This is a genomic window from Psychrobacillus mangrovi (genome assembly GCF_037104765.1).
GTDB lineage: Bacteria > Bacillota > Bacilli > Bacillales_A > Planococcaceae > Psychrobacillus > Psychrobacillus mangrovi.
Genome location: NZ_JBAWSY010000001.1, coordinates 223,536 through 239,854, shown reverse-complemented (window position 1 = coordinate 239,854; position 16,319 = coordinate 223,536). Strand labels below are relative to the sequence as shown.

Genomic DNA, 16,319 nt, shown 5'->3' with positions numbered 1-16,319 from the left:
CCCTTTATACTAAAAATGCAAATTGATTTTATCTACATTATCAAATGAATCTTCGTTCCACTCTCTTTATAATTAACAGTTGTACATACATCTTATATAAATATAACAAGTGAAACACTAACCATAAGTATTTGTTGAAAGCGCTTGCTAGTTTTTGCGTTAGCTATCTATAATGAGAGTGCATTTAGGGAATGACTAATTGTTAGGAAATAATCCTCATATTACATAAATATTGAAGAGGTGTTTTTTAGAATGGCCAAAATTTTAGTTGCAGGAGAAATTCCGCAAATGGGATTAGACTTGTTAATAGAAAAGCATGAGGTAGAAGTATTCCCTGGTGAAGCATTAATTTCTAAAGAAGAATTAATAGAACGCATTCAAGATAAAGACGCCCTATTAAGTTTATTATCAACACCTGTTACAAAAGAAATTATTGATAAAGCACCGAATTTGAAAATTATTGCAAACTATGGAGCGGGCTTCAATAATGTAGATTTTGAATATGCAGCATCTAAAGGAATCCCCACTACCAATACACCTTTTGCCTCTACTGCAGCAACAGCAGATTTAACGATAGCTCTATTATTAGCGGTTGCAAGGAGGGTAGTAGAGGGTGATGAAGTATGCCGAACGGTTGGCTTTAACGGCTGGGCGCCACTTTATTTCCGAGGACGTGAAGTAACAGGAAAAACAATTGGGATTGTCGGATTTGGACAAATAGGACAAGCGGTTGCAAAAAGGGCTGCAGCGTTTGACATGAATGTTTTATACTATAGCCCACACCAAAAAAGCGAGGAAATAGAGAAATCATTAAATGCAACATATGTTTCGCTTGACGAATTATTAACTCAAGCTGATTTTATTACACTTAATTGTTCATATAACCCAAGCATGAAACACATGTTTAGTACAAAACAATTTAATATGATGAAAAGAACGGCCTATTTAATAAACTGTGCACGTGGTCCTATTGTAGAAGAAGCAGCTCTTATAGAGGCTTTAAATGATAAAGCAATTGAAGGTGCAGCATTAGATGTCTTTGAATTTGAACCCTCCATTGGAGAAGGCTTGAAAAAACTAAAAAATGTTGTTTTAACACCTCATATTGGCAACGCTACATTTGAAGCACGAAATGATATGGCGGTAATGGCTGCTGAAAATATTGTAAGAGTATTAAATAACGAGGATCCTCGTTATGTAGTGAACGGTGTAATTTAAAATAGACGGGCTGGATTCTTCATGTAATACTCTTTTCTTCCGTTTCAAGTGAAGCAGTTACATCAAGGAAAAATCTTTAACCTATTTCCTTGGGGAGAACCAAAGTTTAGTATAACCTAATTATTTTTGCTGTCTTAACAGGATTAGTTAATATAACAAATAATTACATCAAATAAAGGGCTTGAGCCAATGGTAAATAAGACAACATCTGTCGGTCATTACCGAAAATCATTTATGTTATCGGGAATGAACCCAGTTGTTTTCGGGAAATTTATGAAAGGTTCCTTTTGCACCATATCATTAGGATTTTTACAATCTATACGCAAATACCAAACAATTCCTATGATGATTGGTGCAGCAAGGGTTTATGATTTTAGGATTAGTTCCTGCACTTAGTCATTTTTTTCAACAATGCCTGTAAGTGTAGGTAATGCAGTTTTATTTGTTACCTATTAACAACTATTTAGTGGGGCTATATCTAATTTGAAAGGTGTTAATTTTACTTCTAATACAATTTATCGAATTGCGGATCCTGTTTTATTAGGGATTGCTATTATGAATATTCCAGTTCAGATGTTTGAGTAGATTCCAGTTTTAGTTAGACCTCTGTTAAGTAGAGGTTTATTAGTTGGGATTATATTAGCCATTGTTCTTGAGAATGAAATCAAATGGGAAAAATAGATAAGTGAGATATCGATAGAGACATCAGTACAGGGGGGAAGAATACCCCAGAAAAATAAGTTTACATGAGTTAACAGAAAAAAATCTCTTTAGGGGGCGAGTCCGATAGAAAAGATAAAGACTCCACCAGAACAAGAACGAACTATTAGTAAAGACTTAATGCCAATTAAGTTAGAGGACCGAAAGTGGGGTATGGGGAACTATTTTACCCTTTGGATGGGGTCTGTACATAACGTACCAGCCTATATAACAATCGGAGGTTTTTTCGCACTTGGGTTATCCGTCGGTCAAGTATTTTGGTCAATTATAATTGTAGCCATCATTTTAGGGGCAATTTTATCTATAAGCGGACATTCAGGAACAAAGTATGGTATTCCTTCTACTATGTTACTTAAAACATCATTTGGTACAAGAGGATCAATCGTCCCTGGTGTAATTAGAGGGGTCATTGCAGCAATTATGTGGTTTGGTTTTCAAACGTATGCAGGGAGTCTTGCTGTAACGATTTTAATTGGGAAACTGTGGCCAGAATATTTAAAGTTAGGTGGCGATTGGAATTTCTTTGGTTTAAGTTTACCGGGGTTAATTTCATTCCTATTATTTTGGGCGGTAAACGTTATGTTTGTATATGGTGGAATGAAAATTTTGGGGAAATTCACCAAAATACTTTCTCCAATTATTTATATCGTATTTGGAGGAATGGCCATTTGGGCTATTAATATAGCAGGAGGCATCACTCCAATATTACAATATGTACCTAAAGGAATTGTAGGAAATGAGCTACTCGTTTTCCTAGGATGTGTAAGCGCGCTCTTAGCAACATGGGCGGCACCTGCTGTTAGTATCTCGGATTTTACAAGGGAAGCAGTTTCCCAAAAAGTTCAAACAGTTGGACAAATTGCAGGAATTCTTATTTCATACTTATTATTTGCCTTTGCAAGTATTGCTGTAATCATCGGTTCAGAAATTGCATTTGGTACCCCTATTTGGAACGTACTTGATGTAGTAGAAAAATTTGATAGCAAATTTGCAATTGCTGTATCAGTATTAACAATTTGTTTAACAACTTTATCAGTAAATATTGCTGGGAATATCGTTCCAGCAGGTTATCAATTGGCATCGCTGTTCCCAAAAAAATTAACATTCAAAAAAGGTGCATTTATTGCAGCGGTTGTAGGAATAATAATAATGCCTTGGAAGCTCATGGAAGACTCAACAAGTATTTTCGTTTTCTTAGGAGTTATTGGGGGGTTATTAAGTCCGGTACTTGGTATTATGCTTTCTCACTATTTTTTTGTTGCAAAAAAGCATATTGATATGAATGGGTTGTATGGTTCAAGCAACACTTATCGTTATCAAAACGGGTTTAACATGCAAGCGATTATAACGCTTATCATTGCTGGGGTTATTAGTTTAATTGGTCAATTTGTTCCTGTATTTAAGCCACTTTATGATATGTCGTTCTTCACAGGGACAATTATAGCTTTCATTTTATATTCATTGATTGCTAAAAAACCGACATCTAATCCAGCAGAGGATGAAATATCCTAATATTATTAAGTCAGGGAGGAACTGTAATGACGTATGATTTGATTATTAAAAATGGAAATGTTGTATTTCGTGATGGTGTCCGTCAAGTGGATATCGGAGTGAAAAATGAAAAAATTTCTTGCATAGCTGAAGAAATAACAGATGAAGCAAAAGAAATTATTGATGCTAGTGGTCAATATGTGATGCCTGGAATGGTTGACACACACGTTCATATTAGTGAACCTGGTCGAACTGAGTGGGAAGGGTTTGAAACAGGATCAAAAGCAATGGCAGCTGGAGGTACTACAAGTTATGTTGAAATGCCACTGAATGCATTACCGGCAACGATAAATAAAGAAGCTCTTGATCTTAAACTTGATGCTGCGATTAATCAAAACTATGTTGACTATGGTTTCTATGGCGGGCTTGTTCCTGAAAATCTAGATAAACTAGAAGAATTGTCCGATGCAGGTGTTCTAGCGTTTAAATGTTTCCTTTCCGATATTACGAGTGATATTCCTGGAGATTTTACGAATGTCGATGATTATACGATGTATAAGGGAATGCAAAAAATAGCAGAATTGGGTGGGATTTTATGCATCCATGCTGAAAACCCATCAGTTACGTCTAAGCTTACTGAAGAAATGATTAGAGAAGGCCGTACATCTGCTGCTGAGTATGTTGATTCACGTCCAATTTTCACTGAAGTAGATGCTGTTCAACGTGCCATTCTGTTTGCAAAGGAAACAGGTTGTAAATTACATTTGGTACATATTAGTACGTCAGAAGCCGTTCAAGTAATTTTAAAAGCGCGTTCTGAAGGGCTAGATGTAACAGTTGAATCTTGTCCACACTATTTTGCAATGACTGCTGAGCAAGTAGCGGAAATTGGTCCAAAAGCAAAATGTCAGCCGCCAATTCGAAAAGCAAAAGACCAAGCGAAATTATGGGACGAGTTAATGAATGGAAATATTGACTGGTTAACTTCTGACCATTCACCATGTACTGAAGACTTGAAACAAGGAAATATATTTGAAGCATGGGGCGGAATTAGTGGGGTTCAAAATAACGTTGATTTAATGTTTGATTTAGCTGTAAAACAACGCGGTTTAGCAGTTGAAAAGTTTGTCGATTTGATCGCATTTAACCCTTCCAAACGTTTTAGTTTGCCTTATAAAGGGGAAATAGCTGTTTCTAAAGATGCAGACATAATTTTATTAGATCCAAATCAATCCTATGTTGTGAGAAGAGAAGATCTATATTACAAAAACAAACATAGTGCCTATGAGGGCAGAAAAATTGACTGTCGTGTAACGAAAACGATTGTTCGTGGAAATGTAGTTTTCGATTTACAAAAAGGAATCGTAGGGGAACCAATCGGAAAACTATTATCTGCTGTAAAATAAAAAGGATTTCGAACTTTTTTAAAGGGAGAGCGATTATCATGACAAATTATGATTTAATTATAAGAAATGGTCACATTGTAACTTCGGAGTCAGTTATCAAAGGAGATATTGCTATTAAGGATGGCAAGATTGCCGAAGTATCAGTTAATAACGAAATTAGTGCAAAAGGTGCTAACGAAATAAACGCAGAAGGTCTTCATATTTTCCCAGGTTTAATAGATTCTCATGTGCATTTTAATGAACCTGGCAGAACGGAATGGGAAGGCGCCGAAACAGGTAGCAAAAGTTTGGCTGCAGGCGGAGTAACAACTTATTTTGATATGCCTTTAAACAGTACACCTCCAACAATAAACAAAGAAAATTTAGATTTAAAAAGAAAACTTTCCGAAGAGAAATCTGTTGTAAATCCGAACTATTGGGGTGGGCTAGTACCGGAGAATATTGAAAATTTAAAGGAACTTCATGACAATGGTGTCATCGGCTTTAAAGCATTTATGTCACCAAGTGGTATAGAAGATTTCCATCATGCTGACGATACAACGCTTTATAAAGGAATGAAAGAAATCGCCTCTATTGGTTCACTACTTGCTGTTCATGCGGAAAGTACAGTAATTTGTGAACAGCTTGCAACGAAGAAGTTGCAAGAAGGGAAAACATCTGCACGTGATTTTGTTGAATCAAGACCGATTATTTCAGAGATAGAAGCTGTTCGAAGAATTATTTCTTATGCTGAAGCAACGGGATGTAAATTGCATATCGTTCATGCAAGCAGCAGAAAAGTCGTTGAAGAAGTGGAAGAAGCAAAACGCAGAGGCGTAGATGTGACAGTCGAAACATGCGGACATTATTTATCATTAACTGTAAAAGACTTAGAAGAAAAAGGTGGTTTGGCAAAATGCGCGCCTCCTTTACGAGATGAAGACGAGTTAGAAGATTTATGGGTGGCAGTTGCTAATGGTGAAATTGATGTGATTTCCTCTGACCATTCTCCAGCGCCGGCTTCAATGAAGACGATTACGGATAATTATTTCGAAGGTTGGGGTGGTATTTCTGGGGCGCAATCTACATTTAATGTTATGCTAACAGAAGGCTTTGCAAAACGTAATCTACCTTTGGAAAAGATTGTTGTTTTAATGGCAACAAATCCTGCAAAAATCTTTGGTTTGCCAAATAAAGGGGATATTGCTGTTGGTTATGACGCAGATTTCGCTATCGTTAATTTAAATGAAAGCTTTAAATTAGAAAAAGAAGATTTGTTCTATCGTCATCAACATTCACCATATGTAGGTATGACATTTAAAGGAAAAGTGAAGACAACCATTGTAAATGGTGAGGTTGTTTATGAAAACGGTACTTTTCCAAAACAATAAAAGAGTTTATATATTGTGAGTAATAGGTAATAAAGGACTACAAAGGGCTGAGGCATTTCTCTGCCCTTTTCTTAGTAGAGAGGAGGAGAGCTATTTGGAATTTCGCGTTGAAGATGTTTTGAAATTATCATCACTCAAAAATGCAGTTGTATTAAGCGGGAAACAATATTTGCATAAAGTTGTCAAAGGTTCAACCATTATGGAAGCTCCAGACATTACTGACTGGTTAATAGGTGGAGAACTAATTTTAACAAGTTTATACCCTATTCGTTTTTTTAACGAGATTGAGCAAAAGCAGTTTATTGCGAAGTTAGCCGAAAAAGAAGTTAGTGCATTAGTCATTAAAAATCATCGTTTTGTAAAAGAGATTCCCCAGTCCATCATCGATGAAGGGGAAAAGTGTAAGTTGCCGATTATTCAAATTCCTAAAGATGTCCCTTATGTTGATATTCTGTATCCTGTGATGGAAGAAATTTTGAATACTCAAGTTAAAAAACTTCAGTATTATAAAGAAATCCATGACCAGTTTACAGCGTTATCGTTGGCTGATGAAAGTTCAGAAAAAATTATTGAGATATTAGAAAAATTAATTGGAAATCCTGTCGCCTTATTTGACCGAAATTTCATTTGTTTAGCTTCTACACTCCCTTATCTAACTAATTTCGAAATAGTTGAAAAAAATTATCACATTGACAAAACAGAAGAGATGAAATTTCCGCATTACCGTCAAATCGTTAAGTACCTTGAGCAAAAAGAGAAAATTGGACACCAAATAGTCGTTCCAATTGAAACTATTAACCATATAAAAACTTACCTATTAATCGGTGAAATGAATAAACCTTTGGAAGAACTTGATTTTATTGCAGTTGAAAATGCTGCAACTTCGCTATCGCTTGAATTAGTCAAAAAATTTGCTGTGGCAGAAGTAGACAAACGATTTAAAAATGATTTACTGGAACAATTAATCGAGGGAAAAATACCTTCCAATATTCTTTACCAAGATGCTAATTTAATTGGTTGGGATATAGAAGGATCATTTGCAGTTGTTTTATTCAAAATAAGCAAAAATAATGAACTTATCTCTTCGAAACAAGTGAAACGAGGAATATCCAATGGTAATGAAGAGACATTGCTTCACGAAGCTATTTATCAGTATTTACCAAATGCGATTATTGGCAGTAAAAGTGGTTTAAAAGTAGTACTTTGGAAATCCAATATAGAAGATCGAGAATGGTTGATCAAAATTAAAGAAAGAGTATCGACTATCTTAGATTTGGTGAAAAAACAAGATAACGAAATAATTATTCAAGTCGGAATAGGGACGCTATCAGAACATATAAATAATATTTCCGAAAGTTATATGAAGGCTCAAGATGCGTTGGAATTTGGAGAGGTTTTAAATGGTAAAGAATCCATTACATCTTATTCTGAATTAGGGGTCTTTAGGATGCTCGGCCAATTCACTAATTCCGAAGAGTTAAAGACTTTCATTCCGCCATCTTTACAAACGCTGCTAAATTATCAACAAGCAAATAAAACAGATTTGTTAACCACATTAAAAGTTTTTTTACAGTGCAATCAAAATGCAACAAAAGCATCCCAACTTCTTTTTATTCATCATAAAACAGCTGTCTATCGTATTGAACGAATCAAAGAAATTACAGGGATGAATTTTGATGATGCTGAAGAAATGTTATTAGTTCAAATTGGATTAAAGATTACTGAACTACTTGAACGGGAAAAAATTCATAAGTATTAACTTCATTCAGCAAATGTTTTATTGTACAGAAAGCTTGCGACAGGTACAGAAGTATCACACATCTAGAAGTGACGAGATGAATGTTAACAGTTAATCCATTCAGTGGGGGTTCAACACCGACTGAATGATGTTAAAGCCTCGGGCGAATTCCACAGATTTTTAAAGGTAATTTATCGAGCAAGCTCGATAAAATCTTGGCGCACTGTTTTCTGCGACGAGCTTGCGCAGGAGCACTGTTTTTCTTGCGTAGCTGAGCAAAGTAAAGGGGAAACAAATACGCCAAGGCGAATTTGTTGTTTTATCATATGAAAAGATTAGGAGTGTAATCGGATGATTAGGAAGACGTATCGTGCAAAAAATGTAACAGCATCAGGACCATATTCACATGCAGTAGAAGCAGATGATTTTATTTTTTTATCTGGTCAGACAGCTATGAATGCGGATACAGTAGAAAATTTGCAAGGAAATATTGCAGAACAAACAAAACAATGCTTTACAAATTTATTAGAAGTATTAGAAGCAGCAAATCTAACACATGATGATGTTGTTAAAGTAAATGTATATCTAACGGATATGAATCATTTTTCTTCTATGAATGAAGTATATAAAACGTTCTTCAACGAGCCATACCCAGCTAGGACTTGTGTGGCAGTTTTAGCATTGCCGTTAGGCGCGGAAGTAGAGATTGAAATGATTGCTAAGAGAAAATCATAAGTAATTTATATACTAATTTCAATCGAAATGATGATTATCCACAAAAGATAAATTCCCCAAATACTTTATATTATAGTCATTATAATTCGTTTGGGGAAAATGTTTATATTAAGAGTGTATCATATAGGACAGACTAACTTAGTATTGAAATTACCATTTATTGGAATGGTGGAATAAAATGCAAATGCCCATTCTATATGATTGAATTGGGCATTTGCTTAATCGACGTTTCTGTCATGTTATGGGCTCAACTGCAAAATTAATTTGAGTGGGAGCAGCCTCACTCTATCCGCAAGGCACTGGTTAAAATACCGGTGCTTTTTCTTTAGAAGCTGATGTAAAAGATGAGTTTCAACTTCTATGGTATTTAGAATTATAAACTTTTCCCCAATATCAATTCGAATTCCCTCCTGTTTTATTTTGAATTATCCGATGGTTCTCACAATGGTTTTCACACAACTCTTTTATGTTCATTTCCCTGTTTTTGCATTGGAAAAGGTTGTTCAAAGTGCACAAATGATTGTTCAAAGAAGCTGTTATTGTAACAATTGTTATGCACAGTATATAGCGAGCGCTTGTTCATTTTGGTTAATAGACATAAAGACCATCTTTATAAAGCGATGTATAATAAGAATTGTTAATGAAAACGTTTTCGAGAGGATAATAAAGTTAATCTAATGTAACTCGAAATTATTTAACTAATTAAAGTGAAACTGCCTATTATGGGAAGAAAAATTATCATTCCAAATGCAAACACGATGTATAGTGAAATAATTATATAGTAACAGGTTATACTATTATTTATCGTCAAAGAAAAACGTAGCTTTAAATACATCTTACGATAAAAGGGAGTATGGCATATGTCTACAACAAATGAAAGTTACGATACAACAGAAACGCAGATTGAACATATCACGGGATTAGATGAATCACTACATCCGAAATCCAATCAGGAACGGACCGTTAAGCCAAAAGACTATGTGTTTATGTGGCTTGGTGATGGGGTTAACATAGGGAATATGACTTTAGGTGCCAGTGTAATTGTAGCGGGAATCGCAACGTTAAACATATTCCAGACAATGCTGGCGGCTCTAATCGCAATTGGGATCATTTCAACCATTTTCGCCTTAAATGATCGTCTAGGCTATAGAAAAGGTATACCATACGTTATACAGCTTAGAATGTCATTTGGTACAAAAGGAACAGTCATTTCGTCATTATTACGCGGTATACCTGCCATCGTCTGGTACGGTATTCAAAGCTGGATTGGCGGAACTGCCTTGAATGAAATAGCAAAGATCGTGACGAATGGATCGTTTGATAATATTTTTATCTGTTTCGTAGCTCTTCAACTATTCCAGATTGTTCTTTCGCAATTCGGCTTCCATGCAATTAAATGGGTAGAGACGGTTGCATCTATTGTTTTCATAATCGGACTGATTTATGTTTTCGGAATCCTTTTAACACAGTATAGCACTGAAATTACTCAAACTTGGGTACAAGCAGAAGGCTCATGGGGATTGCCGTTCTTTGGGCTCATTATGGTCTTTTTAGGGAATTATGCAGGGATCTTTGTTAGTGCTGCAGACTATTCCAGAGAATTGACAACTGGTCTGAGTGATAAAAAGCGCGGAGCATTATACTTCATCCCAATCACTGTTTCATATGGTTTTGTTATTGTCATTGGGGCAATGTTAGCTGCTGCAACGGGAGTAACAAATCCTGCAATGGCCCTCCCAATGATCATTGATAATCCTTATATTTCCGTAGGTGTATCAGCATTTATCGTCATTACAGTAATTGCAACAAACATGGTGGCAAACATCGTTCCACCAACGTATGTCATTACATTGTTGACAAAATTGAAATATAAGGCTTCTGCTGCTATAGCTGGATTGCTTGCGATCGGTGCATTCCCTTGGCTACTTATTAAGGAAGAGTCCGCTACAGGCCTAAATATGTTCGTTCTCATCTATTCAGCATTTTTAGGACCTGTTGTTGCAATACTCTTAGTTGAATATTATATTTTGAGAAAACAAAGAGTAAATACTACAGATTTATACGATGAAAAAGGACCTTATGCCGGATATAATCCTGCAGGTATGCTAGCAATGTTAATCGGGGCAGCCGCTGCGTTTATAAAGGTAGACCTAGCATGGATCATTGGTTTATTGGTAGCTGGATTAGCATACTACCTTCTATCGAAATATGCCTTTAAGGGTTCAAGTTTCAAAAAAGGAACGATTTTCGAGAAATAAATATTTTATCTAAAAATACCTCATGGAGAATACATCTCCACGAGGTATTTTTTGTTGTTCAATTTGCATAATCGTTTATCTAAAGTTCGTATAATTCTCTCCTTCCTTACTGATAATTGAATATCAACGATTGTCAATGGTGAAGTCGTATTTGAAAATGGATAAATCACTGCTCCACAAAAGTGAACGCATAAATAGTAAAATCCCAAACCACTACAGGTTTGGGATTTTTGTTCTCAAGCTCAGGCAATAGCCTTTCGCTTTTCAATGACTAAATGTTTCTTCCTCTTCTTTAAGAATAGAGCCGATGATGAGGGCTACGCGTATTCGCAAAGATTCAGCCGGATCGCGGAGGGAGCAGTTTAGCAGTTCCTCTGTTTTTTCTATTCGATATTTAACAGTATTTCGATGGACGTATAATTTTCTGGATGTTTCCGAAAACTCACATTGGGCATCTAAGTAAACTTGAATCGTTTTTACTAGTTCCTGCTCTTCCTTTGTTTTTGGATAGGCCAATGATTTTAATGTATTTTCATAAAGTGCTTTTAAGTCTTTACGAGGAAGGGATTTTAACAATTCCTCCAAATCCTTTGTTTTGTAATATTTAATAAATCCTTTTAAATTTTGTTCGTATCCTGTCAATATCGCTTCCACAGCTTCATAATAAACGGTCGGTACTTCTTTAAGGGATGGCACTGAGTGACTTACTCCAAAAGAAAGGGTTAAATCTCCATTAAAGTTTGCTTGGACATTTTCTATGAATTGTGTGATCATATTAATTTCTTCATCACTATATTTCGGAAATTGTAAAATCATGGCGAAGTACTTTCCTTTTGTGAATAAAGTAGCTTCTAACCTTTCCTGTATAATTGCATCTTCAAGCTGGTCGTAAACAGTATTATGCAACTCTCCGACTTTTTTTTCATAAAGCTGCAACGTTTCATATTTTTCCCCTTGGGCATCGATTGTACATACAACACAGACATTCTCCATGCCTTTTTGCAGCCCATAATAATTCGAGCGGCTAAATATTTCTTCATCGGATTGGATTTTCATTTCGATTAAATCAGCGAAGAAGTTATTTTTTAATAATCTAGAGTTTTCTTCGATTGCTTGCTCTTTTACGATTGTAAATGAAATGACATTGCCTGCCTGTTCGATTGCCATTTGTGAAGAAGGATAAGGTAAGGTGAGTGAATCGAAAATAACGAGCATACTTGGATATTGACGCTTCGTATGAACCGAAAAAGTCGTAACGCTTTGATATTCCCTTGACGGAATTGAAAATGTTGTCCCTTCTCTTGCAACAGGTAAGTCTTCTTTCACCTTCTGAAGGATCTCCTGTTTAATATCCTTCATTGATTCCTTCAAAAAATCATGACTTTGAGCAATCATTTCTCCCCTGTGATTCAATAAAAGAGCTGGACGTCCTAAAAGATGGCCTAATTGTTCCAATAGAGCACTTAAGCTGTATCCTTTAATGAGCATATTTGAAAACTCTTTTTGAACATGCAGTGCATAATATAGCTGCTCTGCCTCGTGATCATTCAAATAATTAAGGATATGGCGGGAAAGTTCACCTAATGTATGATTTGTTGGTAAATCAATAATTGGAAATGCAAGACGATCAGCCAGTAATTTTACTTCAGGTGGCAATTGATGAAAGAATCTGCTAATTTTGATGACAAGACCAGAACAATTTAATTCATGCATTTGTTTGATTAACTCGCAGAATTTCTCCGTATCATCCTTAAACGCATATCCGGTTGAAAGGAGAAGATGGTTTTCAGCCAAAAAATTAATCACGTCAGGCGTGTCAGATATATTTACAAATTGTACATTTCTTGTTAGACCGCGGTGGCCTGCAAGTACAATACCTTCTTTCATACCTTCCAATATAAATAAATCATTAATGGTTTTCATGGGAATACCCTCTCTATATAAAGACTGTCATAAGAAAAATTCATCTTCCTCTTATGCTGTTCATTTTATATTAATAGTAAACAAAAATCAAAGCATAAATTGGTCATAGTAAACAATGACATTTCTGATCGATAGCTGTAGACTAATATAGATAAAGACCAAAAATAAGGGAATACTATAGAGTGGTTCTAATTTAGATCCAGATAAAATCCTATTTGGTAGAACACGGCCGAAAACGGACGACCATCGCTCTGGAATATCTCCTATACGCGACGGAAAACAATTTTATTCACATCTTCTTCAATTTTCAAAAATAGAAGGAGGAAATTGGTCACTTCCGGTACAGATATCTTAGTAGGAATTCTAATGGGTATCTAGGCTGGTGTTTATTCATAAAAGAAAAGGTGATTGTTATTAACGAGTTATTAAAATCAAGTAACTGGATTTCGGGCTTACAGTGGCTCTTTTTTATTTTTACGAACATAGTTGTCATACCGATCACAGTCGGATCGGCATTTGAACTTTCGGCAGGCACAATTGTCAATATGCTTCAGCTTTCCTTTATCGTGACGGGATTGGCATGTATCGTTCAAGCGTTTTTGGGGCATAAACGAGCCATTATGGAGGGGCAATCCGGACTATGGTGGGGTATAATTTTAACGCTATGTACTACGGCTGTGGCACAAGGGATGCCTTTACCTATTTTAGGGGGCAGTTTAACGGTTGGAATTATTATTACCTCGATTTTGACCTTTTTGATTGGTGTAACAGGGCTGGGACCTCGTATAGCCAAGTTATTTAATCCTGCCGTAATGGGTGTATTTATGTTTTTGTTCGGATGTCAATTAATTGGAATCTTTTTAAAAGGGATGCTAGGTATTCCATTTGGCAACCAGGCAAAGGATGCACAAATCAATGTATCTATTTCTTTATTATCGATAGTTATAGCAATTATTGTGATCGTGATCAGTGTGAAGGCGCCTTCAAGTGTTCGACGCTATGGTTTACTCATCGGAATTATCGGTGGTTGGATTATTTATGCGCTTATTTTCAAGCCGGAAAATCCTGTCAGTGAAGCTACATCATTTGGCCTTGAGCTATTTCCTTTAGGGAAGCCTGCATGGGACATTGGAATTATCATTACGACTGTTATAGCAGGATTGTTAAACACTGCAAATACGTTTGGTGCACTAAAAGGAACGGAAAGTATGTATAAGGTGGAAACGACAAAATCCGAATATAGAGCTTCCTTTACGATTACAGGTATTTTCACACTTATAGCAGGATTTTTTGGACTTGTTCCAAATTCACCTTACGTATCTTCGATTGGTTTCTTAAGCCAAACAGGAATAATAAAAAGAATTCCTTTTGTTCTTGGTGGATTTATGTTTCTTGTAATGGGCCTCATTCCGCCCATTGGCCACTTTTTCTCACAGCTTCCATTAAGCATTGGTAGCGCAGCGTTATTTGTCTCTTATTTGCTTCTTTTAAATTCTTCCTTGAATTTCTTCAAGCAGGTTGAATTCAATACGGTCAATATTTATCGTTCGGCTGTTCCATTATTTGTAGGCGTTGTGATTATGACTCTTCCTGCTTCTTATTTCGTTACCGTTCCAAGTGTGATTCGTCCAGTTCTTAGCAGTGGATTATTAGTGGGGATCATTCTAGCTCTACTATTAGAGAACCTTTTCAAATGGGACAGTTATGGTAATGAAGAGAAAGGCAAGCAAAAGGATTTAGTGAGCAAGATTACCGATGAATCCGATTTACAAACAAAATGATTAATTCGGAACAAAAAAGGGCTGAGAGATTTTCTCAAGCCCTTTTGTCTTACTTCAAGTTACCGGTTAAAAAAGTAATAACTTCTTCGAAAGCATTTTCAACGACTGGGCTTTGCCGATTGCCTCATCGAATTGATGTTTGCATTCTGGGACGTAGTAAGTTCACCTTCGATTGTGATTATCCATATTGGTTAATTAAAATATAAATCTTCATCTATATGTGCCAAAGACTATTTTTGTACCAAAGTATAAAATGAGTAGTGGAGCTAAAGACCATACGTTAATAAAAGACAATTCAGTGCATACTATCCGCTTGTATTACAAACAATAAATAGCGTAACCAAAATAATTATATATTACATAGCGCGGAAAAGGGTGGTGAAATAGGTGAACGATATGAAAGACATTGTACAAAAGCTTGATCATCTAGCTGAAGAAACAGCTGGTAAGCTTGAATGGTTAGCCGAATTCGGAAAAGATCCTGAAGGCGGGGTTTCTCGTTTACTCTATACAAAAGAGTGGGTTGAAGGTCAACACGCATTAAAAGAATGGATGGAGAACGAAGGTCTGGAAGCTCGATTTGATGATATTGGGAATTTATTTGGGACATTAACAGGAAAAAACACAAACGAAACTGTTTTGACTGGCTCCCACGTGGATACTGTGAAGAATGGCGGCCGTCTTGACGGAGCATATGGAATTGTCGCCGGAATTCTTGCATTGAAATACTTGAAAAAACATTTCGGTCAACCAGTTAGAAACATCGAAGTCGTTTCGATGGCCGAAGAGGAAGGAAGCCGTTTTCCTTACTCGTTTTGGGGCTCCAAAAACATTGTCGGCTTAGCGAAACGCGAAGATGTTGAAACCATCAAAGACTTCGACGGTGTTCCATTTGTTGAAGCAATGAAAAATTCGGGCTTTGGCTTCAGAAATGAATCAAAGGGTACGCGTAAGGATTTAAAAGCTTTCGTAGAAGTTCATGTTGAACAAGGAAGCGTTTTGGAAACGGAAAAAACTGCAATTGGTGTAGTAAACAACATTGTCGGGCAAAGACGGTATACGGTAGAAATAACAGGTGAAGCTAATCATGCAGGTACAACGCCAATGGGTTATCGGAAAGATGCTGTTTTTGCGGCAAGCCAAATGATCCATGAGATTATATCGATGGCGAGAGAAACCGGTGATCCACTTGTGACGACGGTTGGAAAATTCGAAGCTTATCCTAACATCGTGAATGTAGTACCGGGAAAAGCTATTTTCACAATTGATGTTCGTCATACTGATAAAAAAGCCATTATTTCTTTTACAGAACAAATGACAGCAAGAATGCAGGACATCTCTAAAGAACATGAAGTTGAAATGAACATTGATCTGTGGATGGATGAAGATCCAGTTCCAATGGATCAAAAGGTCGTTGAACTTATCGAAAAGCAATGTAAAGAAAATGGTCTCAATTATAAGGTAATGCACAGTGGTGCGGGACATGATTCTCAAATCTTTGCTCCAGTTGTACCGACAGCTATGCTGTTTGTTCCAAGTCTTAAAGGGATCAGTCATAATCCGGCTGAATTTACAGAGCCTGCGGATTTGGCAGAAGGTGTGAAAGCACTGATTGGTGCGCTTTACGAATTGGGTTATAAAGAATAACACTGTGAATTCGATGTACAGATAAAAATACA

General features: G+C 36.2%; 10 protein-coding genes. 9 read left to right on the top strand and 1 reads right to left on the bottom strand.

The features are described from left to right. Nucleotides 1-252 precede the first annotated feature (252 nt). The 7 genes from WAX74_RS01215 (at nucleotide 253) to WAX74_RS01185 (ending at nucleotide 10,936) form a co-directional block, all read left to right on the top strand. Nucleotides 253-1,218: a 2-hydroxyacid dehydrogenase family protein gene (locus WAX74_RS01215; protein WP_336495835.1), complete on the top strand. Its 966-nt coding sequence runs from the start codon at nucleotides 253-255 to the stop codon at nucleotides 1,216-1,218. Nucleotides 1,219-2,004: 786 nt separating this feature from the next. Further along, a complete protein-coding gene (allW, locus tag WAX74_RS01210; RefSeq protein WP_413788910.1) occupies nucleotides 2,005-3,450 on the top strand; it encodes an allantoin permease in 1,446 nt (481 codons plus the stop codon). 26 nt (nucleotides 3,451-3,476) lie between these two features. Continuing rightward, nucleotides 3,477-4,835: an allantoinase AllB gene (allB, locus tag WAX74_RS01205; RefSeq protein ID WP_336495833.1), complete on the top strand. Its 1,359-nt coding sequence runs from the start codon at nucleotides 3,477-3,479 to the stop codon at nucleotides 4,833-4,835. Nucleotides 4,836-4,873: 38 nt separating this feature from the next. Next, on the top strand, nucleotides 4,874-6,205 hold the full coding sequence (locus WAX74_RS01200) for an allantoinase (RefSeq protein ID WP_336495832.1): 1,332 nt from the start codon (nucleotides 4,874-4,876) through the stop codon (nucleotides 6,203-6,205). A gap of 94 nt (nucleotides 6,206-6,299) precedes the next feature. Beyond that, nucleotides 6,300-7,964: a PucR family transcriptional regulator gene (locus WAX74_RS01195; protein ID WP_336495831.1), complete on the top strand. Its 1,665-nt coding sequence runs from the start codon at nucleotides 6,300-6,302 to the stop codon at nucleotides 7,962-7,964. 330 nt (nucleotides 7,965-8,294) lie between these two features. Further along, nucleotides 8,295-8,678 carry a RidA family protein gene (locus WAX74_RS01190; RefSeq protein ID WP_336495830.1) on the top strand — a complete coding sequence of 128 codons (384 nt, stop codon included), beginning with the start codon at nucleotides 8,295-8,297 and terminating at the stop codon, nucleotides 8,676-8,678. An 860-nt stretch (nucleotides 8,679-9,538) separates the two neighbouring features. Next, nucleotides 9,539-10,936, top strand: a complete 1,398-nt coding sequence (locus tag WAX74_RS01185) for an NCS1 family transporter (protein WP_336495829.1) — start codon at nucleotides 9,539-9,541, stop codon at nucleotides 10,934-10,936. A gap of 264 nt (nucleotides 10,937-11,200) precedes the next feature. Here WAX74_RS01185 and WAX74_RS01180 read toward each other — a convergent pair whose 3' ends face one another. Then, nucleotides 11,201-12,859 (bottom strand): PucR family transcriptional regulator, encoded by a 1,659-nt coding sequence (locus WAX74_RS01180; RefSeq protein ID WP_336495827.1) that lies wholly within the window; start codon nucleotides 12,857-12,859, stop codon nucleotides 11,201-11,203. A gap of 404 nt (nucleotides 12,860-13,263) precedes the next feature. Here WAX74_RS01180 and WAX74_RS01175 point away from each other — a divergent pair, with 404 nt between their 5' ends. After that, nucleotides 13,264-14,640, top strand: a complete 1,377-nt coding sequence (locus tag WAX74_RS01175) for a uracil/xanthine transporter (protein ID WP_336495826.1) — start codon at nucleotides 13,264-13,266, stop codon at nucleotides 14,638-14,640. Between the two features lie 396 nt (nucleotides 14,641-15,036). Continuing rightward, entirely contained in the window at nucleotides 15,037-16,287 is a 1,251-nt protein-coding gene (gene allC / locus WAX74_RS01170; protein ID WP_336496195.1) for an allantoate deiminase, read from the top strand. Nucleotides 16,288-16,319: the final 32 nt, after the last annotated feature.